Source organism: Aestuariibaculum lutulentum (assembly GCF_032926325.1).
Lineage (GTDB): Bacteria > Bacteroidota > Bacteroidia > Flavobacteriales > Flavobacteriaceae > Aestuariibaculum > Aestuariibaculum lutulentum.
Map to the genome: position 1 here is coordinate 1,066,969 of NZ_CP136709.1, position 26,989 is coordinate 1,093,957.

Here is a 26,989-nt window from a genome sequence, read left to right on the forward strand (position 1 = left end):
CGATTATGACTTTATAATCGAATAAAAAGAGGTTATTATTCTTAACTAATTTTGATTAAATAATTTGATAAATAAATTTATCCAAACAGCGATTCTTCGCCTCCCTAAACAGCATTACCTGTTCTAGGTTCAATGGGTATGATCTCAGCCGATATAGGCACCCCTTTATGAGAACGGCGCAAAGGTAATAAGCAATTTCGGATTATTTAGTCTAAATCTGGCTTTTTTCTATTTTCCTTTTTTAAAGACTGATTCCTCTTACTTTTTATGCGTTTTCTAATTACAGATTTAGGAATTTTAGTCGGCACACGCTTCTTTTGAACTATCAAAGCGTTTTCCATTATATCAAGAAAACGCTTTATAACAAGTTCTTTATTTTTATGCTGACTTCGGCTTTCTGCGCATTGAAGGATTAAAACCCCATCGTTAGTCAATCTATTTTGAAGTTTGTTTTGAAGTCTGCTTTTTTGAATATCATCAAAAACAAGCGAATCATTCAGACTAAAACTTAACTCAACTTTTGAAGCCACTTTATTGACATGTTGCCCACCAGAGCCAGAACTTCTGATTGCTTTGAAATTTAATTCTTGTATTAAAGCTTCTTTTTTAAACATTACACTACTTGATGTGCCGGTTTCAACAAATCGTTAACCGTTTTAACCGGGTTAAATGTTGACAAAGGCACTTCTACAAAAATAGAATTCCAATCGGCCATACTTCCATTCCATAAACCAGGTAATTCCAATGCTTTAATATCCGTTCCGTTTTGAGATTTAATAGTTATAAAAGCAGCTTTAGGATCTACAAAATCGTGAAGATTAAACTTATTGCCCTTATAATCTTTTGTTCCACAAACCAAATCTGTCGGATTAAAATGCGTGGCATGTTTTACGATAGCTTTTTGAGATTTATCTTCCACGTTAATTTGAGCAAACTCTATAATTTGTAAAGACACATGCCCTTCCGAATCTTTTACCCAAAACGGTCCTCCTCCAGGTTCACCTTCATTTTTAACCATTCCACAAACACGAATTGGTCGGTTTAATTTTTTATATAAATAAGAAACTTTCTCATTAAAACTAAAATCATCGAATTCGGCATCTAATCTTAAATTCATTCTATGCGTTAAAAACATAGCTATTTCCAATAATTTTCTTTCCGAAACCGTTTCTTTATCTAATTCATTTAAATACTGGAAAGCTTTTTCCTGAGCATCTAACAAAACACCTGCCAACAACTTTTTATATTCGCTCTGCTTTTTATTTTGTTCTAAAACAACAATATTATCAATGTTTTTTATAAAAATTAAATCTGCGTCAAGCCTATTTAAATTCTCTAACAACGCCCCATGACCTGCCGGTCTGAACAATAAATTTCCTTCCGGAGTTCGATATAATTCGTTATTGGATTTTATGGCGATGGTATCGGTCGATTTACTTTGATAAGAAAACGAGACGTTAAATTTAGTCCCGGTTTTATCTTGTACCTTTTGTTGAACATTTTCTAACTCTTTCTGAAATTTTTTAGTATGTCCTTCAGAAATAGTAAAATGCAAATTCGAAATATTATTTGAAGAGGCATACAAGGTAGACTCTAACAAATGCTCATGAAAGGCCGTTAATACCTCATCATTATATTTATGAAACGGCAACAGTCCTTTTGGGCAAGCACTACAATTCAAACCATCATCAGCCAACATAACTTTTACGAAAGCTATATATTTTTCCTCTACTGCTAATTCAGAATAATTTGAAATTCTAGAAACAACATTCTCGAAAAAAGGTAACTTTTCTAAACCATTAACAAACACCCAAAAGTTTTTATGTGTTTTTAAATAATGCCCCAAACGTTCTTCATCCTCATGATAGTCTTTTAAAAACTGATAGATAAATTTAAACATTCGGGTTGCAGCTCCAGATGCCGGCACAAATTTCACGACTTTTAAAACATTCAACTTACTGTTGTACAAATCAACGTATTGCTGCATGCCTTGTTTATCAAACTTTAAAATACCTTTATTAATGGTAGCCGCTTCAACCAAATTTGAGTACTCCATTCCAGATTTAATACACTCAATTTGGTCAATAACTTTATCTTGGGTAAGACCATGACTTTCAATTTGACGGATATCCTTATCGGTAAACATCACCTCTTTTTCTGCAATCATTAATTTTTCTTTTTCAATAGTTTATCAATATGCTTTACTGCTGTTTCCAAACGCTCCTTTTTACTCCCGCTAAGCAGCACAAAAGGTCGCTTATACTTCACTAAAGCATTATGAAAAGCTTCAAACATTGCCTCCCTGTCGTTTGGCTTATCCCTCAAATCGTCGGCTTCCCACGGAATATCAATATTAGTTAAAAAATATAAACTGTAAGTGTTTTCCAATGCATATTTTTCTAAAACTGGGTCACAATAACCCAAATAATACGCTTCAGAATACACCTTAGTTTCCAGCAAATCAGTATCACAGATTAAGATATCGTCTACTTTTTTAGCTAATTTATTTTCTAATTTTATTTGTCCTTTAGCTATAGGAAGCAAATCTTCCGGCTCACAGGTTTTACGTTCGTTATTCCATTTATTTTGCAAATATTCACGTGCGTATTCTGGCACCCAAACCGAATTATAATACCGTGCCAATTGTCTCGACAAGGTTGTTTTCCCTGTAGATTCGGGGCCGAACAAAACTATTTTTATGCAGCTACTTGACTGTTGCTTAAAGTCTTCCTCCATGCTTTATATCCATATATTGCAATTACGGTAAATAACAAATATTGAAATGACGTAAAAATGAGTCCTTTATAAAAATACAAAGGCACCGAAATAATATCACCGATAATCCAATACGTCCAGTTTTCTAATTTCTTTTTAGCCATAAGCCACATTCCCACAAAAAATATGGCTGTTGTAATAGTATCAACATAAGCCGTCCAGTTATCAAATTTATCGCTAATAACATAAACAACAGCTACGAACAACATGGTAAACACAAAAATAGCGACACTCCACATATGTTCCTTTTTGGTCATTTTTGTTATAAGAACTTGGTGATTATCTCCATCCTTTCGTGTCCAGTAATACCAGCCATAAATACTCATTAAAAAATAATAAGCATTTATTAGCATATCGCCCAAAAGGCTAAAAACCCATAAAATATACACAAAAATCGCGGTACTTACAATCCCGGTTGGATAAACTAGAATGTTTTCCTGCTTGGAATACCAGACACTTAAAAACCCAAAGAAAACACCAAGTAATTCAAGTACAATTAAATGAGTTTCGACCCCTTGATATTGCGAAAACAACCAATTAAAAATGTGGCTCATAATCGTGACGATCAGATTTTACAATTTTCATATACAGCAAACCACGCTCTAAAAGTTCAAATGCTTCTTTAATTTCTAAAGTTAAAACACGCATCACCTCATCGTAATCACCATAAACTTGCGTACTTAAAGGATTTTCTAAAACTGTAAGATTTGAAGCTCTTAATTTTTTTATAAAATGAATAATTGCGGGTTCGTAATCGTCGTGTAATGGGGTTAGTGTAAGTTCTACTGATATTTTCATAATATTAATTATTCCGAAGTGTTATATTTAAAAATATAGAATTAAATAATCTTAATTAGACAAATCATTAAAAAACAATTCATCTTGTTCAAAAGCAGTACCAATAACAACCATATCAGCTCCTGAGTTGTATGCCAATTGTAATTGTTCTTTGCTTCGAATGCCTCCACCAACGATTAAAGGTATATTCAATTCAGTTTTAACTGAAGTTATAATTTCAGAAGTTATCGGATGCACTGCTCCGCTACCAGCTTCCAGATAGATTAATTTCATTCCGAGAAGCTCACCTGCTTTGGCTGTATCAACAATGTTTTCAATCTGAATCCTTGGTATTGGATTGGTTCCTGTTACACGTTGTACAGCGGTTTCTTTGCCGTTTTCAATAAGCAAATATCCTGTTGGGATAACTTCTAAATTTGTACCCCGAAGTCTTGAAACAGATGCGACATGTTTCCCTATAAGATAATCAGCATTCCTACCTGAAATGAGACTTAAAAACAACAAGGCATCGGCTTTAGGAGTAATTTGCGTGACATCTCCTGGAAACAAAACCACAGGTAATGATGTGTATGTTTTTATAGCTTCAACCAAAATATGAGTCGCGTCATCTTCAACGGTGCTTCCACCTACAAAAATATGCGTCGCCACCGAAGCATTTACCTTTGTAATGAACTCCGGAACAGATTCAACAGCAAACTTATCAGGATCAATTAAAATGGCAAGTAACTTTTTACCAGAATCAATAGCCGAGAATATGTCTTTATAAACCGTTTTCATTTAAGCCATGGCATAGGCACAGGTAAAACCTTCAAATTCTAAAAACTGAACGTTATATCTGTATTTTTTATCTTCATAATCAATCCAGGCAATGGTTTCGCTGGCATTATCAGAAGCTGGAATCATTAAACAGTGTTGTTTAAAACTAAGTCCTGGTGTTGCAAAAAGCTTATAAAGCGATTCTTTAACACACCAAATTATAGTAAGCTTATTAATGTAATTTTCGGCGTTTTCATCTAAATAATTGTATTCATAATCAATAAATTTATGAGCAATCACCTGAATTTTTTTCCTTTGTTTTTCAATATCAATTCCAATAATACCATCACTAACAATCACCGCCGAAAAATTAAAGGAATGCGTAATAGATATTTGTTTACCATCTTTTAAATGCGGCTTGCCATTTTCATCATAAAACAAATCAGAATCATCATATCCGAAAGCCTTTAAAAGATGCCTCACACTTAAAAATCCGCGCTGGTGCATTTCACTTTTCATTCCTAAAACGCGATTCAAACTTTCTGGTTTTAAGGTTAATCCCTGCATTAAATCATCAAACGACTCTGTTATTTTCCAGATTTTAACAGTAGTTTGTGAATTTGGAGTAATGGTTTTATAAAGAGGCATTTAATATTCTAAAAGTTATGGTTATCTTTGCACCGCCTAAGGCAATTTTACATTCTTGACAGGCGAATTTAACTATTTATGTTTTAACCACAAGAATGTTTAGTTTTAAAAACAAAACAAAGATTGATATGAGTACAAAAACAATTCCTTACGTAGCACATAAAGTAAAAGATATGTCGCTTGCAGACTGGGGTAGAAAAGAAATAGAATTAGCCGAAGCTGAAATGCCGGGATTAATGAGTTTACGCGAGGAGTATGGTGCTTCTCAACCTTTAAAAGGTGCTCGTATTGCCGGATGTTTACACATGACTATTCAAACGGCTGTATTAATTGAAACGTTACAGGCTTTAGGTGCCGAAGTAACCTGGAGTTCTTGTAATATTTTCTCAACTCAAGATCAGGCTGCTGCTGCTATTGCTGCTGCGGGAACTGCTGTTTATGCATGGAAAGGCATGAACGAAGAGGAATTCGATTGGTGTATCGAGCAAACCCTTTTCTTTGGTGAAGACAGACAACCATTAAATATGATTCTTGATGATGGTGGCGATTTAACCAATATGGTTTTAGATAAATACCCGGAGTTAGCTGCTGGAATTAAAGGTTTATCTGAAGAAACAACCACAGGAGTTCACAGACTTTACGAGCGTGTACAAAACGGAACATTACCAATGCCGGCAATTAACGTTAACGACTCGGTTACTAAATCGAAATTCGATAACAAATACGGATGTAAAGAAAGTGCAGTAGATGCGATTCGTCGTGCTACCGACGTGATGCTAGCCGGAAAACGCGTTGTGGTTTGTGGTTATGGTGATGTTGGTAAAGGAACTGCTGCTTCTTTTAAAGGTGCAGGAAGTATTGTTACTGTAACAGAAATAGACCCAATCTGTGCTTTACAAGCTGCAATGGACGGTTACGAAGTTAAAAAATTAGAAACCGTTGTTGGTAATGCTGATATCATCATCACAACAACAGGAAATAAAGACATCGTTAGAGCTGAGCACTTTAAAGCGATGAAAGATAAAACCATCGTTTGTAACATTGGACACTTCGATAACGAAATCCAAATGGCTTGGTTAAACCAAAACTACGGAAACACGAAAGTAGAAATCAAACCTCAGGTTGATAAATACAACGTTGATGGGAATGATATAATTATCTTAGCTGAAGGTCGTTTAGTAAACTTAGGATGTGCTACAGGTCACCCAAGTTTTGTAATGAGTAACTCATTCACAAACCAGACTTTAGCTCAAATCGAACTTTGGACTAACGCCGAAGCTTACGGAAACGAAGTTTACATGTTACCTAAGCACTTAGACGAAAAAGTTGCCAAATTACACTTAGCTAAAATTGGTGTGGAGCTTACCGAGCTTAGCGATGAACAAGCTAAATACATTGGTGTAACTGTTGAAGGGCCTTACAAACCTGAACACTACAGATATTAAAATTTGTCATGCTGAAATAAATTCAGCATCTCTTTATACACAAAATCCCAAGTTTCAAGGCTTGGGATTTTTTATTTTGGGCAATTACTAAAGCACCGCGCTTTCCGCTATATCTTTTCTTCGTACTGAATGTATTTCAACCTCTCAGAAAAGGATGCCGCTGCAATCGCTATTGCGCAACTATTCATCAACCACATCCTCTTCGAAATACCACCATAAACTGGAATCTATTGCCTTTTGCATCTTAACTATATCTACATCATCTTTAAGGAATACCGTAATATTTTCATTCGACCGATTTTGCTCAACAGTTTCTCTTATTTCTATAAAATCGATTTCATTAAAATGTTCTAAGTGCTTTTTAATCTTTTCATCTAGCGATTCGTCACCTAAATAAATTTTAATGGTTTGTTGCTTTGGGGAATTTCTGATTTCAGATCTAAACGGAAGATGCATAAGCTTGAATTTTAAGAGAAACAACTCATTTAACTTGCATTAAATTAATCAATTCTTCCGAAAAAATCAATAAAAAAAGCCTTCCTGTTTAAAGGAAGGCTTTACATTCAAAAAAACTAACTAATCAACTAACTTAAGCAAACTTAAGTCATGAAATAAAAATGTTTTATTGTCGCTCATAGAAACAAACAATCCGCTAGGATATTTCCCTCCTAAAGCTATAGTAGTTACATCGCAACCATCGGTTTCAACAGTTCCTAAATTAATTTCTTTAATAAACGTATTAGTCTTTAAATCGAAGACATTAAACGTGTGGGCTTGCTGGTTAGACACTACTAAAAACCCTTTATCATTGTAATTTGCAATAGCGATTCCCTCGATATCAGCTTTAAAATGCTCACCTCCAAAAAGACTCACTTCTTCACTACCCTGCTCCGGATTGGCATGGTATTTTCTAATGCCTACACCTTCATCTGAATAATACAGCGTTCCTGAAGCATCATCAACCGCGATAGCTTCAATTTCTTTTTGTCCGCTAAAGGTCCCTACTTTTCTAAGCAAGTTCGCTTTTACACCTAATGAATCAGACATCAATTCGTATTGATATAAATACCCTTCGGTTGGTCCTACTTTTCGACTTACAAAAAAGGAAATAGCTCCACTTTTCGGATTTTTATAAATTGAAACGCCCATTGGTCGTTTCATCTCCACATCAGTTTCATCGGCGAATACTTTAAAACCACCGTTATCTAAAGGGGTCATGTCTGGCACCGAATACACACGAACCTGGTGCTTTTCTCTTTCGGTGAAAATCATAATGTCGGTTTGTGTAGAATCATTAAGTTTAAAACCATATTCTACATCCACATTATTGGGATAACTTACACCTGTTAAACTCTTTTCTGGAATTATTTTTCCGTCAAGGTTAAAAGCATAAACTCCGCCATTAACCTCATCTTTATCGGTTCCGAACACAATGCTTTGTTCCGGATTGGCTTTGTTCACCCAAATCGCAGGATCGTCGGTATCATGAGGTGTAGTTTCGGTTATTGCTGTTGCTACAATTTCGGGTAGTTTAGGCCCGCAGCTTACCATTAACGCTGCGGCACCTAAAACTAAATTTATTTTTAATTTCTTCATTTATATTCTAATCTTACTTCTTTTTAAACAAATCGTATTTTAAACCAAAGTTCAGGCGTTTTTCGTAGTATTCCATTTGCATGGTTCTTCCTTTAACCCCTTGATAATAACGTAATGGTTGGTTGGTGATGTTGTTTAAATTTACATATAAACTCAACTGTTTAGATAAAGCTACGTTAGCATTGAAGTCTAAGAAAAACTGTTTGTCGTAATAACGATCTTCGAAAGCACGACCACCAATTTCATCAACATAAGCATCAGAGAAGTTTCCTGATAAACGTACGCTAAAGTGTTTATCGGCATAGCCCAACGACCCGTTAAACATGTTTGGTGCTGTATTTGGCAAATCTAAATCGGTACGCTCGTCGCCATCTTCGTTGTAAATGCCATCGGTATTAGATGTTAAATACGTGTAGTTTAAATAAATACTAAAGTTTTTAGCAAAGCCTGGTAAGAAATCTAAACGACGTTGTAAAGACACCTCAGCACCAAAAACTGTTGCACCGTTTCCGTTTAATGGTTTATAAACTTCAAATCCATTGTCGTCTTCAGAAACATTGGTATAGATAAAATCCTGAATATCTTTATAGAACACCCCTCCCGATAATAATCCAACAGATTTAAAATACTGCTCGGCCATAATATCGAAGTTCATCGATGTTGTTGGGTTTAATTCAGAGTTACCAAAATAAATCTCCTCATCTTCATTATTAATTTCCTGGTATGGCACTAAATCTACATAGTTAGGACGCGCCAAAGTGTTTGTCCATGCAAAACGCAACACCGTATTATCGGCCACATTATATTTTAAATGTACACCAGGCAACAGGTTTGTATAGTTGCCTTTATCTTTAACAATTTGCGTGCCGTCGTAGTCACCATCTTCGTTAAACACTAAAGTATTTCCCTCACTATCAATGGTTGTATGCTCTAAACGCACACCCGCCAATACGGTAAACTTATCTGAAAACTGCTGACTTAACATCGCGTAACCTGCATAAACATTTTCGTTTACATCGAAGTTAGCTGTTAAATATTCATCCGGAAGATCTTCACCTTCAAAAAGGCTACTATCATAAAGGTTTAAACCTCCTAAATAATCTGCTGAAGCAAAACTTCCAATTTGATACTGACTTCCGGCAAGGAAATCGTTATCGGAATAATTTCTGGTTGGAATATCACCTAAAATATCTAAAGCTCCGGTTTCATCGCTATATTCCATAAAGTCATTGGTTCTGTTTTTATTTTTCAAACGACTTTTAAATCCGAATTTTAAAAACCCTTCCTGATCTTCAACCAAAGTTAAAGGCGCTTTTACGTTTACAAAGAAATTAACATCTTCTTCTTCGGTATACTGATTTTCTTCGGTAATTTCATCTAATTCAAATAAGCTAAAATCAGCATCGGCAGCGTTTAATGGCGTAAATAATGGCTTATCTCCGTTATTGTTGAATGCTACACCGTATTCACTTTCATATTCTAAATAACGCTCGTTTAATCGTTCTTCTGAAGCTTTTGAGTAAGATGCCATCCAATCTAATTTTACACTACCAAATAAGTGATCTCCACCTAAACTGTAGTTTTGCATACGCTGATCTTCAAGACGTGCATTTTTGTTACGTCCGCCAGCAATACCACCTTTGGTTTGACGTTTCGCTTCAACAGGAAAACTGGTTAAATTTCCGTTAGCATCAACAGTGAAATCGTCTGCACCAATATCTTCCCCATCTAAAATTTCATTTTCTAAACGGAAACGGTTCTCGCGGTCGTCTCTCCAGTTATAGATTGACTTGAAGTATAAATTGTTGTTTTGATCTAATTTATAATCGAAGTTAGCCGAAAAACTACGACGCACACGTTGCACTAAATATTCTCTAATTTCAAATACTTTAGCATACGGATTAACAGCAACTTCTTCTAAGTTGTCTTCGTCGCCATTATTGAACTCGAATTCGTCTTCCCATTCGGCTTCAACGTTATCACTTCCGAAGTCATTATCGTTAATAGATGTTGAAACCATCCAACCGAATTTATCGTTTTTAGAACGGTTTCCTAATAAGAACGATCCGTTTAAAATACGCTTATCGGTAATAAAGTTAACACCAGAACCAGCAGTTGCCGATAAACGAAAACCTTGAGGTGACGTTCTGGTAATTAAGTTTACCGAACCACCAAGTGCATCGGCATCCATATCTGGAGTTACCGCTTTATTTACCTCAATACTTTGAATCATGTCTGATGGAATTAAATCCATTTGAACATTACGGTTATCACCTTCAGCCGAAGGAATACGACTGCCGTTTAAGGTTACAGAGTTTAATTGTGGTGATAAACCACGAATAATAATGTTTCTCGCCTCCCCTTGATCGACTTGCATGGTAATACCAGGAATACGTTTTACAGCATCTCCAACATTAGCATCCGGGAACTTTCCAATTTGATCGGTAGACACGATATTGGTAATATTTTGCTTGTTCTTTTGCGTATTTAATGCTCTGGCCTGTCCGCCTAAACCATACCCTGTAATAAGGACTTCATCTAAAGTGGTAGACTCAGAACTCATGGTAATATTTAAAGCTACAGTCTGGTTTGCTTTAACAGTAACTTCTTTCTCCACGCTGGCATAACCTAAAAAGCTAACAATTAATTTCTGAAGACCTTCGCGTACTTCTACTAATGTATACGTACCATCGAAATCGGTAACTGCTCCTTTATTAAAACCTTGAACTGCCACAGTGGCTCCTGGTACCGCAATACCATTTTCGTCGGTAATAACCCCTTGTATATTTCCGGTTTGTGAAAAGCTACTTATAGTAAATCCAAGCAGCATTAAAAAAACTAAATAGTGTTTCATTTTTGAGTTGATTATTTTAGTTAAATTCTTGGAGCAAAACTACCAACCAACTCTTTTAAATAGCTAAAGCCTGTGTTAACAAACCGTAACAACCTCCCGTGTCTAGGGTATATTACAAAGCAACATTAACATTCAGGTAACATTGCATTAAGTTTCACTATACATTAGCCAGAAACACATCTAACTTCTCTTTGGGCTGAAGCGGTAATTTTTTTCGCATGCGGTAACGTGCAATCCGAACACTATCGGGTGTAATATGAAGAATGGATGCCATATCTTTTGAAGACAAGTTTAATCGTATAAGCATACACAAGCGTAAATCGGAAGTTGAAAGCTCTTCTATAGCTTCTGCTTTTAATTTATCAAAGAATCCTGGATGAATTTGCCCGAAGAAACCTAACAATTCACTCCATTCGTTTTGTTGCGACAGTTCAAAATCGATATCTTTCGCCATACTTTCTAGTTTACTTTTTATAAACTCGCTATTTCTGTCCTTTACATTAATCAAAGTTCTGGAAACATCAGCAAGCATTTTATTTTTTTGCGCCAGATTTAAACTGTAATTCGTTAATGCCGACACCTGAATGTCGATTTCACGTTTTAATGCTTTTTCTTCTGAAGTTTTCTTTTCTAAATCGGCTTTTAATAATTGCTGTTTAAATTGAAGAATGGTTTTTTCCTGTTTCTTTTTCTTTTTAAAATAGACTAAAATCGCAAAAAATACAACAGTTAAAGCAACAGCAAACAAAACAATAACCAGTTGCCTTTGCTTACTTATTTCATTTTGTTTACTTAAAAGCTCAAGTTGATTTTCTCGTTCCTTTACTTCATGTAAAATCTGTAAAGAACTTACCAATTCGGCGTTGTGGCGTTTCAATTCCTGTTCGTTGGCTACGGTTTGATTACTCAGATATTGGTAAGCTTTTTCAAAATCACCCATTTCGGCATACGTGCGCGCCATATCTTTTAAAGCACTCTCCTGCTGCGATCCGTTTTTAGTTTGCAGGGCCAAACTTAAAGCTTGCTCCGTATAAAACAATGCCTTATCATATATTCCCGATTTACGATTGGCATCACCAAGATTGTTAAGAATATTGTTTCGGGTATCTGAAGTGCTGTTTTTTGCGTAATTAAATGCTTTTAAAAAATATCTGTAAGCTACATCATACTGTTCAAGATCTTCATAAATACTTCCAATATTTTCATTGGTTATAGCCAATCCCGTGCTGTCTTTTAAGGTTTGATAGAGTTCTAAACTAGTGTTTTGATATTTTAACGCATCATCATATCTCTGCTCCTTTTCAGAAACACTTCCTAATAAGGCATTAGCCTTTGCTAATCCTTTTTTATAATCTAGATAATTTGCTACCTCTAAGCTTTCTTTTAAAAAAGATTTAGCTTCATCAAATTGTTTAAAACCAAGATGAATTTGGGCTAAACGCGCATTGAGCCATACAAATAAAGTATCTTTGTTATTGTGATAATCCTGCGCTAAATGGTATTCTTTTACAGCTTCACTATCGAGACCTAAATTCAAATAAAAGTCCCCAAGTTTTGTGTAAATTGTCGCTATTACTAGAGAATCTTCTTTAAAACGAGCATCCTTTAATTGCGACTTTAAATTAGTGAATTTTACATCGACCTGAAAAGAAGTGATTGAATCCTGAGCCTGCCCAAAAACCGACAGAATAATAAAACATGAAGTTAAAAGTAATTTTAAGTAATATACCATCGCAAGTTTCCAAATAAAACTTTAAAGAAACATAACTTATATTACTTGAAAATGTATTTAATATTAACTTATAATTATTAAACACGAAAACCCTTCCTGTAAACAGAAAGGGTTTAATATCTTAAAAAGAACGGTTTCTTAAGCTTCGAAAGGCTCGATAGAAACGTAAGACTTGTTGTCTTTCTTTTTAGTGAATTTTACAACGCCATCAACTTGAGCGTGTAAAGTATGATCTTTACCTTGGTAAACATTTTCACCTGGGTGGTGTGTGTTACCTCTTTGTCTAACGATAATGTTTCCAGCTAATGCAGCCTGACCACCAAAAATCTTAACACCTAATCGTTTCGATTCTGATTCTCTACCGTTTTTCGAACTTCCGACTCCTTTTTTATGTGCCATTTTATTTCGATTTTATTTTGTTATTAACTTAAAGCAGCGATTAATTCAGCTTTTTTCATTGTAGAAAATCCTGAAATATCTTTTGCTTTCGCTAGTTCTCTTAATTCAGCAACAGTTAAAGCGCTTAAGTCTTGAGAAGCGTCAGCTTTAGGAGCCTCTACTTTTTTCTCAGCTTTTGCAGCTGGCTTAGCACCTGAAGCAACGATACTTTCAATAACAATCTCTGTTAAAGCTTGTCTGTGACCGTTTTTTACACGGTAACCTTTTCTACGTTTCTTCTTGAAAACTATTACTTTATCACCTTTAAGGTGCTTTAAAACTTTTGCTCCTACTTGAGCTCCGTTTATAGCTGGGGCGCCTACAGTTACATTGTCACCGTCGCTTAAAAGAAGTACATTATCAAAAGATACTGCTTCACCTTCTTCTGTTGCTAAACGATTAACAAAAACTTTCTGGTCTTTTTCAACTTTGAATTGTTGCCCTGCTATCTCTACAATTGCGTACATAGCGTAACGTTTATTAATTAAATTTGTTATAAATACTACTAACCTTATATAAGGCGGGTGCAAATATACTGCTAATTAATTAATTTACAAACGTTTTATTTAGTTTGCGTACTATTTTTTAAAAATTGCATAACTGCCAGAGTTGCAATAACTGTTGTCGCGAATCCCATGATTAAAACCACAAAGGTAACTAAGCCTGTATCAGCGTCTAAACCTCCTTTTAGGACTTTAAATAATTCTGATAAAAATCCGGCATTGATTTCGGTAATGTAAAACAAAAAGAAAAAAGTAAATAAAATGGCCGCAATAAAACCAGTTATGAGTCCGGTTTTAAAACCCTCACCATACGAAAACGCTTCTGGTTTTTCTAGTTTAGTGAGCTTAATGGCTTCGTAAATACCAAAAGCGGTAATAACGGCATTAAAAAAACTAAACGCCGGATAAATGTGCCTGTGAAACAAAGCCAAAATTAAAAAATACGCAATTAAAACGGCACTGGTAACCAGACCAAATCGGATAGGAAGAGCTATTTTTTTCATTTTTACTAAAAATTAATTCTCTTAAATTTCGTGAAAATTCCTGAAAAAAAATAATTTAAATCAAATTATTACCTACTGAATATCTGAAAGTTATTGTCGTTTGTGTACTAAAAAAACACCTAAAAGAATAACAAAACTAGCTGCACCCTGAACTAAACTAAATCGCTCACCATCAAGAAACCCCCACATTAAAGCAACGATTGGCATGACATAGGTTACCGAAGATGTGAATACCGGCGTACTTATTTTAACCAGTTTATTGAACATAATTTTAGCCATAGCCGTTCCAAAAAACGATAAGGTTGTAATATAAACCATAGACATTTTAATTTCCGGATTTCTAAATGTCTTTTCAGAAAAGAAATCCACAAAAAACAACATAATTATGGCCGGAAAAAAGATAACTGTATAATTACCCGCAGCTATAGTTAAAGGTTTTACATTATGAAGATATCGTTTTATAATATTCACATTTAATCCATACATCAATCCGGAAAGCAAAATAAAACCTGCATACCAGTAATTTTGATTTGGGTTAAGTTCTGCCCCATTCAACATTAAAATACAAGAACCAACAAACCCGATAACCAACCCTAAAAACTGACGCTTAGACGAAGGAATATTAAAAAAGGCCAAACCTAACCAAAAGGTATGCATAGGCACCAAAGAATTTAAGACTGAAGTTACCGCACTATCAATTTCGGTTTCTGCTATAGCGAATAAAAACGCAGGAATAAAAGAGCCAACCAACGCTGAAATCGCTAACCATTTCCATTCGTTGAGTGTTACACTTTTCAGCCCTCTAAACCCTAATGCTAATAAAATTAATGATGTTATTAAGTTCCTTAATACCCCAAGTTGCATTGGAGTTAATCCCAAAAGTGACTTTTTAATTAAAATAAAAGAACTTCCCCAGATTAACGAGAGTACAAATAAATATACCCATTTTAAATTTTGACTTTTCACTCAGCATTTTATTTATACAACAAAATTAGAGTTCTAAAACCAACAAACCGTATTATTTAGTAATTTTGTGCTTCATAATACCCTTATAAAACCATTGAAAATGAAAAACATATTCTTTATTGCCCTATTATCTCTTCTTGCTTTTAATTGTAAAAATAAAGCTGAATCTGAAGTAAAAACTGTTGAAGTTGCAACGACCAGCACTCAAGAGTTAGACCCAAATGCAAAATACGCTAAAGCTGAATTTACCGTTGAGGGTATGACTTGCATGATGGGATGCGCTAAAACAATTGAAAACAAACTAGCTAAAATGGAAGGCGTTAAATCTGCTAAAGTAGATTTCGACAAAAAATTAGCCATGGTTGAATACAACGAAGCGATGGTTACTCCCGAAAATTTAACAGAAACTGTTGCTCTTGTTAGCGACACTTATAAAGTAAGCGACATGAAAACTGTTAATAGTTTTTCAACTGAAAAAGCATGTAACGCTAACTGTGCTAAAGCGTGTTGTACTAACAAAACTGCAGAAGAAAAAGCTGCTTGTGCTAAAGATTGTAAAAAAGCTTGTTGTGCCGAAAAAGCTTAACTACTTGTAAATGAAATATAAAAAAGCGTCTCGAAATCGAGACGCTTTTTTATTTCCACCTTAAGGTTTCCATAATATGTTGAATATCTTTTTCCAGATAGTTTGCAGCTGGCAAAATGGAATCGTAATTTGGTTTGGCATAAAAATACAACGAGCCTGTTAAAAAGTGATTCACACTGTCGGTAACATAAAACTGTGCCGGCGAAGCTACATCGCCTTTAACCTTAGAAAAAACGCCGTAAACTTTTCGTTCTTCATTTTCATAAGGAAATGCAGGAATTTCATCAGCTTTAATGGTGTGCTCTAAAGTCAATTTCTGAGCATCACCCAGATACTTTTCTAAAGTCTTCCTGTCGTTATTAATCGATTTATAAGTTACAAATATGGTTCCTTTCATAGAAGGATACTGAAGATCTATCCCATAACTTTCTGTAGCTGCTCTCATGGGTTTTACATTAACTTCTGTTGCCAGTTTATTCGTTTCAAACGAAAATGGCAAACCTGTAAAATCCGGTTGATTATATTTATGTTCAGGGTAATCTAATCGTAAAAATGCCTTTGGCTTAGGCACATAATCTTCGCCACAAGACACACATAGCAATACAAATAAAAGTAAGTAAATATTATACTTCATCTAGAATGGTAAATTTTACAAGCTTTATACGTTTCTTATCTAAAGCTTCAATTTTAAAAACGAAATTTTTAAAATTTATTTTACTATTTAACTTAGGAAAGCTTTTTGAAATCTCTAACACAAATCCCGCAACGGTTTCGGCTTCCCCTTTGTTTTCTTCAAAAACAGTTTCGTCTTCAATTTTAATAATCTTATAAAAATCTTTCAGTGCTGTTTTGCCTTCAAACACATAATTATGGTCATCAAGCTTTGAATAGGTTAAATCTTCATCATCAAACTCATCGCTGATATCCCCAACAATTTCTTCTATAATATCTTCTAAAGAAATTAAACCGGAGGTTCCCCCATATTCATCAACCACAACTGCCAAATGCACTTTCTTATCCTGAAATTCGGTCATTAAATCATCTAGCTTCTTATTTTCAGGAACAAAAAATGGTTCACGAAGAAGCGTTGTCCAATCGAACTGTTTTCTGTCAATATAAGGCAGTAAATCCTTCACGTAAAGAATCCCTTTAATCGTATCTATATTATCCTGATACACAGGAATACGAGAATATCCGTTTTCAATAATTTCATTTAGAACATCGGCATATTTTTGTTCAATATTTAAAGCAAAAATATCAATTCGAGGGCGCATAACCTGTTTGGTATCTGTGTTTCCAAACTGTACAATACCTCTAAGTATTTTATGTTCTTCTTTTGTGGTATCTTCTTCACTGGTTAACTCTAAAGCCTGCGATAATTGATCGACGCTTAAATTAGATTTTTGTTTTCCTAATCTGTCATGAATCGCCAAGGTAACACTTCGCATGGGTAAACTTAACGGCGACAACAACACATCTAAAACCTTTAGCGGATAAGCCATAAAAACAGCAAAGGTTATATTATTACGACTGGCATATATTTTCGGTAGAATTTCTCCGAATAATAAGATTAAGAAAGTTACGATTACCACTTCGATAATAAACTTAATTAACGCCGATGTTATTCCTGAAAACAAAAAACCACTTAAGTAGGCGAATAAAATAACCACCGCAATATTGATAAAGTTATTGGCCACAAGAATAGTTGCCAATAATTTTTTTGGGCGGTCTAATAAATCTGAAATAATTTGAATGCGTTTAGACTTCTCTTCTAAACCTTTTTCTATATCGCTACGCGAAAGCGAGAACATAGCAACTTCGGCACCAGAAATAAGTGCGGAACAACATAGCAGTACAAATAATAACACAAAACCAAATACAATTGAATAATCAACTGCTGCTATTAAACTACTAAAACTGGCGGGCTCAGGGTCCAAATACAAAAATTTAAGTTAAACATAAACGCTACTTGGCGTTTCTTTAAAATGGAAGATCGTCGTCTTCAATAGGGTCGCTGGAAACAGGTTTACTTTCAACCGGTTTAGAAACTTGCGGTGCTGCACTTGGGGTGCTCCCCATTTGCGCTTCACTTTCCTTTTTAGTGGTTAAAAATGTAAAGTCCGTACATTGAATTTCGGTTGAGTAACGCTCGTTACCAGATTCGTCAGTCCATTTTCTGGTTTTCAGACGACCTTCAATATACACCTTGTCCCCTTTGCTTAAATACTTCTCACAAATTTCGGCTCCTTTATTTCTAACTACAATATTATGCCACTCTGTATTGGTTACACGCTCGTTAGTTTGTTTGCTAACGTAGGTTTCATTTGTTGCCAAAGGAAAACGCCCCACGCAGCCACCACCTTCAAAATAGTGCATTTTCACCTCGTCGCCTAAATGACCAATTAACATCACTTTATTTAAAGTTCCAGACATATATGTTTATAGTTTATACAAAAGCAAAATTAAAGAATTGCTTTTCATTATTAAGAATCGATTTCCATTTTTTTAAAATTAACAAAAAAATGCGACCGGCAATAAATAACCCAATTAAAAATTAAAAGCCTCTATAAAATTACCTATTAATATAGGTACTGCATAATCGGTTACAGAAGCAATAGAAACACCACTTTTTAATTCGTCTTCAAGCTTTACAATCCAGAATTTGGTATGCAAATGCTGATGAGAAAGTTTATGTACAATAGATTCCTTATTATATAACGACAACTCAAAAGACCTGTCTTTTAATAACTGGTGCGTTTCTGCTAAGCTTTTCATTTCAGTAAAACCGACTTCATTTTTAGTTTCTACTAAAGGAAACTGATACAGGTTTTGCCAAATACCTTTCCCTTGACGCTGCTCTAAAACCGTTTGATTATCATCTGAAAGAATAACCAGAAAATTAAAATGTTTAACCTTGGCTTTATTAGCCTTTAACTTTACCGGAAGGTTTTCAACCTCACTTTTGTTATACGCTATACAACTATTAATAAACGGACAGGTGTCACAATTGGGGTTTTTAGGTTTACAGTGCATTGCCCCAAACTCCATAATGGCCTGATTAAAGGTTGCCGGATCCTTCTTATCGATAAGCTCCTGTGCTAAGGCTTTAAACTCTTTATTCCCTTTCGTAGTATTTATAGGAGTATCGATACCGAAATAACGCGATAGCACACGATAAACATTTCCATCTACTACCGCAGCAACTTCATTAAAACATATTGAAGCTATAGCACTGGCTGTATAATCGCCAACACCTTTTAATTTTAATAAGTCTTTATAGTTATCCGGAAATTTTCCATTTAATTCGTTAGCTACATACTTCGCAGTTGCATGTAAATTCCTAGCTCTGGAATAATATCCTAATCCTTGCCATAATTTTAACACCTGGCTTTCGGATGCGTTAGCCAAATCGAAAACAGACGGAAATTCGGCGACAAATGCGCTGTAATATGGCAGTCCTTGCGCAACTTGTGTCTGCTGTAAAATAATTTCTGATAGCCAAATATAATAGGGATTTGCCGTTTTTCGCCACGGTAATTCACGCTTATTATTTGAATACCAATTATTTAAAGTTTTATAAAATATCATCAACCAAATAAATACAGCGAACAAAAATAAACGTTTATAATCTTAAATTTTAATGAATTAGGTTTGAAATATTGAATATTTAATTCCTATATTTGCATCCCTTTTAAAATTATAGTAATCTAATAAAAATATATTAAAATGACGAAGGCTGATTTAGTAGCAAAAATTTCTGAGAAATTAGGAATTGAAAAAGGTGATGTTCAAGCGACGGTTGAAACATTTATGGAAGAAGTAAAATCATCTTTAGAGGCGGGAGATAATGTTTACTTAAGAGGTTTTGGAAGTTTCATCATCAAAACAAGAGCTGAGAAAACAGGTAGAAATATCTCTAAAAACACTACTATTAAGATACCATCTCACAACATTCCTGCATTTAAGCCTGCTAAAGTATTTGTTGAAGGCGTTAAAACTAATGTAGAGGTTAAATAACAACGAAACATTTAAAAGAAATTATTAATTTAAAAAACAGTATTTATGCCAAGTGGTAAAAAACGTAAGAGACATAAGGTTGCTACGCACAAGCGTAAGAAACGTAGACGCGCTAATCGTCACAAAAAGAAAAAATAGTCAAGAAAAGTAGTTAACAGCTACTTTTTTTGGTTTTTACAAAACAAAACGTTCTTTGAAATGAGTTCAAGAGAATGTGGGTACATTTTGTGCCTTTCCTGAACTCCACGGATTTTAAAAAATCCTGTGAAATCTGTTGCTATTACTGGCATCAGATAAAAAATTAAGTATAATCCATCTGTACAATTAAGTTCTAGTTACTGGTTTTTAGTCTATTAGCATATTGCTAAAAAAACAGAAAATTATAAACTATAGCCTAGAAAGTATGGATAAAAATTAACTAAATGGATAAAGAATTGATCATTAGATCTAGTTCCGATGATGTTGATTTTGCCTTATTAAAAGATGGAAAACTAATTGAATTACAGAAAGATGAAGGTGGTAATAACTTTTCGGTTGGTGATGTGTTTATAGCCAAAATAAGAAAAGCTGTTCCTGGTCTAAATGCTGCATTTGTTAATGTAGGTTATGAGAAAGATGCTTTTTTGCATTATCATGATTTAGGACCAAAACTTCCTTCCCTTCTAAAATTCACAAAAAGTGTAAGCACAGGTAAACTAAAAGATTTTTCTTTAAAAAATTTCCCATTTGAAAAGGATATTGATAAAGACGGTAAAATTGCCGATGTCTTAAAATCAAATCAGTCGCTATTAGTACAAATAGTAAAAGAACCAATTTCTACCAAAGGCCCGAGAATAAGCTCAGAGCTTTCTATTGCCGGTAGATATATTGTTTTAGTTCCTTTTTCTAACCGTATTTCTATTTCTCAAAAAATAGAAGACAAAGAAGAAAAAGAACGACTAAAACGTCTGGTAAAGAGTATTACTCCTGCCGGATTTGGTATTATAGTTCGTACGGTAGCACAAGGCAAAAAGGTAGCTGAACTAGATAAAGATTTGCAAAATTTGCTAAGTCGTTGGACAGCAATGTGCAAAAAGCTACACAAAGCCCATCATCCAAGTAAAGTATTAGGTGAAATGAATAAAGCCTCGTCTATTTTACGAGACATTTTTAACGACACCTTTACTGCAATTCATGTTGATGATGAAGAGCTTTACTTTAAAATTAAAGATTACGTGCACGAAATTGCACCTAACAAAGAATCAATAGTTAAACAGTATCAATCAAATGTTCCAATTTTCGAAAAATATGGAATAGAAAGACAAATTAAAACCTCGTTTGGCAAAACCGTATCTATGGCCAAGGGCGCCTATCTGGTAATAGAACATACCGAAGCCCTGCACGTTATAGATGTAAACAGTGGTAATCGTTCTAACAAAGCCAACAATCAAGAGGAAACCGCATTAGAGGTTAATTTAATAGCCGCTACCGAAATTGCCCGACAACTGCGTTTACGCGATATGGGAGGTATTATTGTAGTCGACTTTATAGATATGACTAATGCAGAAAACAGGCAGAAGCTCTTTAATCATTTCCGTGATGAAATGAAAGATGACAGAGCGAAACACAAAATACTGCCCCCAAGTAAATTTGGATTGATACAAATTACAAGACAACGTGTACGCCCAGAAATGAACATAAAAACCAGGGAACAAAACCCTGATGAACTTATGAACGACTCTGAGGTTGAGGCACCAATAGGAATTGTGTCTAAAATAACTCACGATCTTGAAAAACTATTAAAAAAAGACTATAAAAAGTTGACTTTAAACACACATCCTTTTATAGCAGCCTTTTTAACAAAAGGTTTTCCATCTATACGTTCAAAATGGTTTTTTGAACATAAGAAATGGGTTAAAATTTTACCAAGAGATGCTTACACATACCTGGAATATCACTTTTTCGATAAAGATGGTAATCAGGTTAAATAACCTTTTAAAACCCCTGCTAGTTCTAGTTTGGGGTTTTCTTTTTTTATAATTATGGCGTTACCTTTCGCTCTGCTTCAGGTCGGGCTATACGCTGCAAGTCTTCGTTCGTAACTCTCTGCGAGCTTTACACTACTATCCCTAACGCATTTCTCACGATAAATTCTAAGGTATTAACTATCTTAGTTACCTTAATTCGTTTTTATGATTACCTTATTAAGAACCACCTCAATAAACAACGATTTTATTGCATTAGTCAAACATCTCGATGCCGATTTAGCAAGACGTGATGGAGACGACCACGCCTTTTATGCACAGTTCAATAAAATAGATTCTATTAAACATGTCGTTGTCGCTTACTCCAATAATACACCCGTGGCTTGCGGAGCTATAAAACCATATAACGAGACTACTATGGAAATAAAACGGATGTATACCACCGAAGATTACCGTAGCCAAGGCATTGCTTCAAAATTATTGTCTGAACTCGAACAATGGGCCACTGAATTAGCATACAAAACATGTATTTTAGAAACCGGAATTAAACAGCCAGAAGCCATTAAACTTTACTCAAAAAATGGTTATCACCTCATCCCAAATTACGGACAATACACAAATGTAGCAGAAAGTAAATGCTTTGAAAAACACTTAAACAATTTCTAAATATGAATACAAATATCGAGCACTTAAAATATCCAATAGGGACGTTTAAGTCCCAAGAAATCATTAGTGAAACACAAATAAAGGACTGGATAAAAACAATTCGCAATTTCCCAACACAACTTAAATTAGAAGTCAAAGACCTAAGTGCATCCGATTTAAAAAAAACATACAGACCCAACGGATGGAACATTATGCAAGTGGTTCATCATTGTGCTGACAGTCATATGAATAGCTTTATTAGATGCAAACTTGCACTTACTGAAGAAACCCCAACAATAAAGCCATATCACGAAAATCTCTGGGCGGAATTACCCGACGCTAATAATCCTTCAATAGAAAGCTCACTAATCATTTTAGAGGGTTTGCATCAACGATGGACGCTGCTACTGGACAGCCTAAATGCATCAGATTTAAACAAAAGCTATTTTCATCCCGAATCTCAATCCTATGTAAACCTAAAAACCAATATTGGTATTTATGCCTGGCACTGCGAACACCATTTAGCCCACATTAAAATTGCTAAAAACTCTTAAAAAAACAAGATGTAATCAAATAAAAACCCCTGCTAATTTCTATCAGGGGTATTCTATTTTATATTGTAATTAATAATTATAATTAACTCTTCTTCCGTTTAATGGCTGCGCATTACGGTAGTTATTAACAGGCATATTAGACCTCAGCTTCAACACTTCTGCTTCCGAAAGGATTATTGGCTCTTTAAAAACAATCCAATTTACATTTTCTGTACATGGGGGTGTTGTTAAAGACCCCTGATATGAATAATACTGTTTTTCATTTAGCATTAAACTTGACAAATCGACATGCTGATTAATTTCCTTAAAAGCCCCTTCCTTAATTGGTAAAAAGCTCTCAAAAAACTCAAACAAAACACTTCCTTCTCCTTCTTCTCCTAAAACCCCTAATACGGTAACTTCTCCATCACTATTCATATGCACCAAATGCATTTCTATTGGATAAACAATCCCGTTAATTTTATGCTCAGAAGGTTCATGAAAATGAATCTGTTTTAAAAAATAGGTTTTGTTTTTATAATTTATGGAATCTCCTAACTCAAAATCAAATTGAATGGAATGTCCATTATTTTCAACCTTATTTATAAATGTTGTTGGGTTATACTGTATTTTTAGGTTTGTTTGTTGTAAAGAATCGACATCTCTATGAATAATATTAATTGGCGATTGAAATGCGCCTCCACAAGAAGAATTCTTTTCAATTTCCTCCCAATGTTCAGGTGAGGTTTCTCCAGAATAACTCCAGTGCCTTTTCTCATGTATATTCAGAGCAAGATCTTTAGACTTTTTAGCTGCTTCTTGACATGAAAACAACATAATAGAAAAACATAAATAACAGATAATTCGAGTATTCATAATTAAAATGAAATGGTTAATATCATCAAAATTACATATCGAATTTCCTATAAAAACTAACTTTTGTCAGCTTATCATATATCTGCAATAAAACTTATTAACTATTTCGTTTTCGGAGAGTTATAATTAATATATCTAATTAGATAAATAAAAATCCTAGACTAACATCTAAGCTTTTTATTAAAACATTTATACAAGATGAAGATAAACTACAAAGAGCTCGTATTGAACGTATCTCCCTGTGACAAATCTCCAGTATCGAAACCTTTTTTAAACCATCGCATACGTTGTGCCGATGTACCGTGAGTAAAGGAATCTGGAACCACTCTACCTGTCGAATTCTTCTGCAACCTGTCATCGCCAATGGCATTAGCCGCATTAAGAGCCTCTTCCAAATCACCTGTTTCCATCATTCGGGTCATTTCCTGTGAATGGTGAGCCCAGACACCGGCTAAGAAATCGGCTTGAAGTTCTAAACGCACCGAATATTTGTTATACTCTGTTTCACTAAGCTGACTTCGCAATCGATTCATCTTATCTGTAATTCCCATTATTTTTTGAATATGATGCCCTACTTCGTGTGCAATAACATAAGCCTGAGCAAAATCTCCGGGAGCATTTAACTGACGCTCCATATCATCAAAAAAACTTAAATCAATATATAATTTTTCATCACCAGGACAATAAAAAGGCCCTGTTGCACTTGATGCTGTACCACAAGCTGATGATACCGAACCCGTAAATAACACCAAAGTAGGCTCTCGGTAATTATCTAATAACTTATTCCAAACATCTTCTGTATTAGCTAAAATCGTCGCACTAAATTGAGCCAATTCTTCATCTTCTGCGGTAGGCTGATACGACGATGACGATTCGGTTGGAACACCACCACCCAATAATTGACCAATCAAGCTTAATGGATTTTTTCCCATTAAAAAAGAAATCACTAAAAACCCACCAATTATAAATAATCCTACTTTTGAAAACAGGAGTTTAAAAAGTGGTCTTAGCAACAATGGATTAAATCCGCCCCCACTGGAACTTCCTTGCCCTCTGCGATCGTCAACGTTAGAACTTTGTCTTCTACCTTGCCATTTCATTTTAAATCAATTTAATACGTGTAACCAGAACAATTTACATATATTTTCTATATTATAAATTAATCCATTTAAAAGTTATTCAAAATGGAAACATATTGAATAAAGCCAACTTATATTTTCTATGTTGCCGGATTTGGAATAAGAGCATGTACGGCATTTATTTGCTCTAAAACAGCATCACTCAATGTCACATTAATAGAATTAATATTCTCCTTTAACTGTTCTAAAGACGTTGCTCCAATAATATTACTCGTAACAAATGGTTGCTGATTTACAAACGCCAGACTCATTTCGGCCAAAGTCATATTATTATCTTCAGCTATCTTTAAATATTGTTTTGTTGCTTCTGTACATTGTTCACTACTGTAACGTGCAAACCTTGGAAACAGCTTTAAACGTGCATTATCGGCCGCTGTACCCTTTATATATTTCCCGGAAAGCACACCAAATGCCATAGGTGAATATGCCAGTAAACCAATATCTTCACGCATAGATATTTCGGCTAAATCGCCTTCGTAAGTTCTGTTTAATAATGAATAAGCATTTTGAATGGTTCGCATTCTTGGCAAACTATGACTTTTCGATTCTTCAAGAAAACGCATCGTTCCCCAGGCTTTTTCGTTTGACAACCCGACATGACGAATTTTTCCCGCTTTAATTTGCTCATCCATTTTATGTAAAACTTCGTTAAAATTGTCGGTCCACTCATCGCTGGCGTTATGCACGTAATCGCGTTTCCCAAATGTATTGGTTTCACGCTCCGGCCAGTGAATCTGATACACATCAATATAATCGGTTTGCAGGCGTTTTAATTCATTATCCACCGCTTCTGCAATAGAATCTGCTTGCAAACCTGATGTTCTAATATGCGCCGTATAATCGCTTGGTCTGCCAACGATTTTACTGGCTATAATGACTTGCTCTCTATTATTTCTCTTCTTTAACCAACTACCAATAATTCTACTGGTTTCACCTTGAGTTTCCGGACTTGCTGGAACAGGATACATTTCGGCAGTATCAATAAAATTAACCCCTTGCTCTAAAGCATAATCGAGTTGCTCATGACCTTCTGCCTCGGTGTTTTGGTTTCCCCAGGTCATGGTTCCTAGGCAAATTTTACTGACTTCTATATCGGTTTTTGGTATCGTTGTATATTTCATTGTTCTAAATAATTCTTTTAAAAATTTAAACATTAAAGATAAAAAAACCTTTCAGCTTACCGGAAACTGAAAGGCTTAAATCTATGTTAATCTTATAATTGTATTATTCGTTTAAAAGCTTTGATAACTCATCTAACTTAGGCGTTAAAATAACCTCTATTCTTCTGTTTTTAGCTCGACCTTCAGGCGTTTCGTTACTTGCAACGGGTGCGAACTCACCTCGACCAGCTGCAGTTAAATTTTCAGGATAAATATCATCGTTTTCAGCTAAAATATTTACGATTGCTGTAGCACGTTTGGTTGATAAATCCCAGTTATCTATTAATGGTCCGTTTCCAGAATATGGTACGTTATCGGTATGCCCTTCAATTAACACGGCAATATCAGGGTTTTGCCCAAGTACACTACCAAGTTGTTGCACCGCACGACGCCCATCGACACCAACTGCCCAACTTCCTGAGTTGAATAACAATTTGTTTTCCATAGATACATACACCTTACCATCGCGTTGTTCTACGGTTAAGCCCTTACCTTCGAAATCGGTTAAAGCTTTAGATATAGCATCTTTTAATGCCGTCATAGCTTCTTCCTTTTCTGAAATTAAACGCTCCAGCTCCACTACTCGAGCCGAACGCTCTTCCAACTCTGTTCTTAATTTTGCCAGACGTGCAATTTCAGCATTTAAAGCTTGTTCTTTGGCATCTAATTCTGCTAACAACTCACGGTTCTTTTGTGAATTAGCAGCAATCGCTTTAGAACTGTTTTGCTCTAAAGCTTCATAAGAAGCCTGTAAATTTTCTAAATTTGCTTTAGCTGCATTATAGTCGTTCTGTAAACGGTCGCGTTGTTCAACCGCACCCGCATAAGAATCTTTTAGTTTACCAAGTTCGTTTTCACAAACTGTTTTATCTTCTAAAAGCGTATTGTTGTCAATAAGCAGTTTACGATTCTCCTTTTTTAAGTTATTGTATTTATTTTCTAAATCTTTGTACACATTTGGGGATACACACGACGCAAAAAGCGATAAGATTAATATGGCTAAAACAAATTTTTTAATCATGTTTTGGTTCTGTTTGATTTGTATTATTAACTAA

Annotated in this window: 29 protein-coding genes; 6 read left to right on the top strand and 23 right to left on the bottom strand. The window is 34.8% G+C overall.

The genetic code is table 11. From position 1 onward, the window contains the following. Positions 1-206 precede the first annotated feature (206 nt). Genes arfB through R1X58_RS04555 form a run of 7 tightly spaced genes read right to left on the bottom strand, consistent with a single transcriptional unit; the run spans position 207 to position 4,977 of the window. Complete coding sequence (arfB, locus tag R1X58_RS04525; RefSeq protein ID WP_240572166.1) at positions 207-614, bottom strand: alternative ribosome rescue aminoacyl-tRNA hydrolase ArfB; 408 nt, start codon at positions 612-614, stop codon at positions 207-209. Next, entirely contained in the window at positions 614-2,167 is a 1,554-nt protein-coding gene (locus tag R1X58_RS04530) for a DUF4301 family protein (RefSeq protein WP_240572167.1), read from the bottom strand. The genes arfB and R1X58_RS04530 overlap by 1 nt, the downstream gene beginning before the upstream one ends. Further along, complete coding sequence (locus tag R1X58_RS04535; protein WP_240572168.1) at positions 2,167-2,736, bottom strand: AAA family ATPase; 570 nt, start codon at positions 2,734-2,736, stop codon at positions 2,167-2,169. Before R1X58_RS04535 ends, R1X58_RS04530 begins: the two co-directional genes overlap by 1 nt. After that, positions 2,697-3,329 (bottom strand): nicotinamide riboside transporter PnuC, encoded by a 633-nt coding sequence (pnuC, locus tag R1X58_RS04540; protein WP_240572169.1) that lies wholly within the window; start codon positions 3,327-3,329, stop codon positions 2,697-2,699. The genes R1X58_RS04535 and pnuC overlap by 40 nt, the downstream gene beginning before the upstream one ends. Further along, entirely contained in the window at positions 3,313-3,573 is a 261-nt protein-coding gene (locus tag R1X58_RS04545; protein ID WP_240572170.1) for a thiamine-binding protein, read from the bottom strand. The genes pnuC and R1X58_RS04545 overlap by 17 nt, the downstream gene beginning before the upstream one ends. A gap of 51 nt (positions 3,574-3,624) precedes the next feature. Next, on the bottom strand, positions 3,625-4,350 hold the full coding sequence (locus R1X58_RS04550; protein WP_240572171.1) for a geranylgeranylglyceryl/heptaprenylglyceryl phosphate synthase: 726 nt from the start codon (positions 4,348-4,350) through the stop codon (positions 3,625-3,627). Then, positions 4,351-4,977 carry a 4'-phosphopantetheinyl transferase family protein gene (locus tag R1X58_RS04555; protein WP_240572172.1) on the bottom strand — a complete coding sequence of 209 codons (627 nt, stop codon included), beginning with the start codon at positions 4,975-4,977 and terminating at the stop codon, positions 4,351-4,353. It abuts the gene before it with no gap. Between the two features lie 128 nt (positions 4,978-5,105). On the opposite strand from R1X58_RS04555, the gene ahcY reads away from it, so the two are divergent. Next, positions 5,106-6,422, top strand: coding sequence for an adenosylhomocysteinase (ahcY, locus tag R1X58_RS04560; protein ID WP_240572173.1), 1,317 nt, complete (start codon positions 5,106-5,108; stop codon positions 6,420-6,422). 180 nt (positions 6,423-6,602) lie between these two features. On the opposite strand, the gene R1X58_RS04565 is transcribed toward ahcY, so the two are convergent. From R1X58_RS04565 to R1X58_RS04600, 8 genes are all read right to left on the bottom strand, one after another. Next, positions 6,603-6,878, bottom strand: coding sequence for a hypothetical protein (locus R1X58_RS04565; protein WP_240572174.1), 276 nt, complete (start codon positions 6,876-6,878; stop codon positions 6,603-6,605). A 120-nt stretch (positions 6,879-6,998) separates the two neighbouring features. After that, positions 6,999-8,018 (bottom strand): phytase, encoded by a 1,020-nt coding sequence (locus R1X58_RS04570; RefSeq protein ID WP_240572175.1) that lies wholly within the window; start codon positions 8,016-8,018, stop codon positions 6,999-7,001. Between the two features lie 13 nt (positions 8,019-8,031). Continuing rightward, entirely contained in the window at positions 8,032-10,872 is a 2,841-nt protein-coding gene (locus R1X58_RS04575) for a TonB-dependent receptor (RefSeq protein WP_240572176.1), read from the bottom strand. Between the two features lie 157 nt (positions 10,873-11,029). Further along, positions 11,030-12,604, bottom strand: coding sequence for a tetratricopeptide repeat protein (locus R1X58_RS04580; protein WP_240572177.1), 1,575 nt, complete (start codon positions 12,602-12,604; stop codon positions 11,030-11,032). A 138-nt stretch (positions 12,605-12,742) separates the two neighbouring features. After that, on the bottom strand, positions 12,743-13,003 hold the full coding sequence (gene rpmA, locus R1X58_RS04585; protein WP_188222886.1) for a 50S ribosomal protein L27: 261 nt from the start codon (positions 13,001-13,003) through the stop codon (positions 12,743-12,745). Between the two features lie 23 nt (positions 13,004-13,026). Then, positions 13,027-13,509, bottom strand: coding sequence for a 50S ribosomal protein L21 (gene rplU, locus R1X58_RS04590; protein WP_240572178.1), 483 nt, complete (start codon positions 13,507-13,509; stop codon positions 13,027-13,029). 95 nt (positions 13,510-13,604) lie between these two features. Continuing rightward, complete coding sequence (locus tag R1X58_RS04595; RefSeq protein WP_240572179.1) at positions 13,605-14,048, bottom strand: DUF4199 domain-containing protein; 444 nt, start codon at positions 14,046-14,048, stop codon at positions 13,605-13,607. 90 nt (positions 14,049-14,138) lie between these two features. After that, positions 14,139-15,014, bottom strand: a complete 876-nt coding sequence (locus R1X58_RS04600) for a DMT family transporter (RefSeq protein ID WP_240572180.1) — start codon at positions 15,012-15,014, stop codon at positions 14,139-14,141. Positions 15,015-15,114: 100 nt separating this feature from the next. Between R1X58_RS04600 and R1X58_RS04605 the strand changes: the two genes are divergently transcribed. Further along, a complete protein-coding gene (locus R1X58_RS04605; RefSeq protein ID WP_240572181.1) occupies positions 15,115-15,600 on the top strand; it encodes a heavy-metal-associated domain-containing protein in 486 nt (161 codons plus the stop codon). 49 nt (positions 15,601-15,649) lie between these two features. On the opposite strand, the gene gldD is transcribed toward R1X58_RS04605, so the two are convergent. The 4 genes from gldD to mutY form a co-directional block, all read right to left on the bottom strand. Then, entirely contained in the window at positions 15,650-16,234 is a 585-nt protein-coding gene (gldD, locus tag R1X58_RS04610) for a gliding motility lipoprotein GldD (RefSeq protein WP_240572182.1), read from the bottom strand. Continuing rightward, positions 16,224-17,537, bottom strand: coding sequence for a gliding motility-associated protein GldE (locus R1X58_RS04615; protein WP_240572183.1), 1,314 nt, complete (start codon positions 17,535-17,537; stop codon positions 16,224-16,226). The genes gldD and R1X58_RS04615 overlap by 11 nt, the downstream gene beginning before the upstream one ends. Positions 17,538-17,580: 43 nt before the next feature. Further along, a complete protein-coding gene (locus R1X58_RS04620) occupies positions 17,581-18,033 on the bottom strand; it encodes a single-stranded DNA-binding protein (RefSeq protein WP_240572184.1) in 453 nt (150 codons plus the stop codon). Positions 18,034-18,147: 114 nt separating this feature from the next. Then, the gene (mutY, locus tag R1X58_RS04625; protein WP_240572185.1) at positions 18,148-19,188 is read right to left on the bottom strand and encodes an A/G-specific adenine glycosylase; all 1,041 of its coding nucleotides are present in this window, start codon (positions 19,186-19,188) and stop codon (positions 18,148-18,150) included. 138 nt (positions 19,189-19,326) lie between these two features. Here mutY and R1X58_RS04630 point away from each other — a divergent pair, with 138 nt between their 5' ends. The 4 genes from R1X58_RS04630 (at position 19,327) to R1X58_RS04645 (ending at position 22,780) form a co-directional block, all read left to right on the top strand. Then, the gene (locus R1X58_RS04630; RefSeq protein WP_188214535.1) at positions 19,327-19,617 is read left to right on the top strand and encodes an HU family DNA-binding protein; all 291 of its coding nucleotides are present in this window, start codon (positions 19,327-19,329) and stop codon (positions 19,615-19,617) included. Between the two features lie 422 nt (positions 19,618-20,039). After that, positions 20,040-21,587 (top strand): Rne/Rng family ribonuclease, encoded by a 1,548-nt coding sequence (locus R1X58_RS04635; protein ID WP_240572186.1) that lies wholly within the window; start codon positions 20,040-20,042, stop codon positions 21,585-21,587. 201 nt (positions 21,588-21,788) lie between these two features. Next, the gene (locus R1X58_RS04640; RefSeq protein ID WP_240572187.1) at positions 21,789-22,247 is read left to right on the top strand and encodes a GNAT family N-acetyltransferase; all 459 of its coding nucleotides are present in this window, start codon (positions 21,789-21,791) and stop codon (positions 22,245-22,247) included. 2 nt (positions 22,248-22,249) lie between these two features. Next, on the top strand, positions 22,250-22,780 hold the full coding sequence (locus R1X58_RS04645; RefSeq protein ID WP_240572188.1) for a YfiT family bacillithiol transferase: 531 nt from the start codon (positions 22,250-22,252) through the stop codon (positions 22,778-22,780). Between the two features lie 69 nt (positions 22,781-22,849). On the opposite strand, the gene R1X58_RS04650 is transcribed toward R1X58_RS04645, so the two are convergent. The 4 genes from R1X58_RS04650 to R1X58_RS04665 all read right to left on the bottom strand — a co-directional run bounded on the left by R1X58_RS04650 (position 22,850) and on the right by R1X58_RS04665 (position 26,955). Beyond that, positions 22,850-23,635 carry a carbonic anhydrase gene (locus R1X58_RS04650; protein ID WP_240572189.1) on the bottom strand — a complete coding sequence of 262 codons (786 nt, stop codon included), beginning with the start codon at positions 23,633-23,635 and terminating at the stop codon, positions 22,850-22,852. 209 nt (positions 23,636-23,844) lie between these two features. Beyond that, positions 23,845-24,735, bottom strand: a complete 891-nt coding sequence (gene ypfJ / locus R1X58_RS04655) for a KPN_02809 family neutral zinc metallopeptidase (protein WP_240572190.1) — start codon at positions 24,733-24,735, stop codon at positions 23,845-23,847. Between the two features lie 119 nt (positions 24,736-24,854). Next, positions 24,855-25,895: an NADP(H)-dependent aldo-keto reductase gene (locus R1X58_RS04660; RefSeq protein WP_240572191.1), complete on the bottom strand. Its 1,041-nt coding sequence runs from the start codon at positions 25,893-25,895 to the stop codon at positions 24,855-24,857. 103 nt (positions 25,896-25,998) lie between these two features. Continuing rightward, on the bottom strand, positions 25,999-26,955 hold the full coding sequence (locus R1X58_RS04665; protein ID WP_240572192.1) for an OmpA family protein: 957 nt from the start codon (positions 26,953-26,955) through the stop codon (positions 25,999-26,001). Positions 26,956-26,989 lie beyond the last annotated feature (34 nt).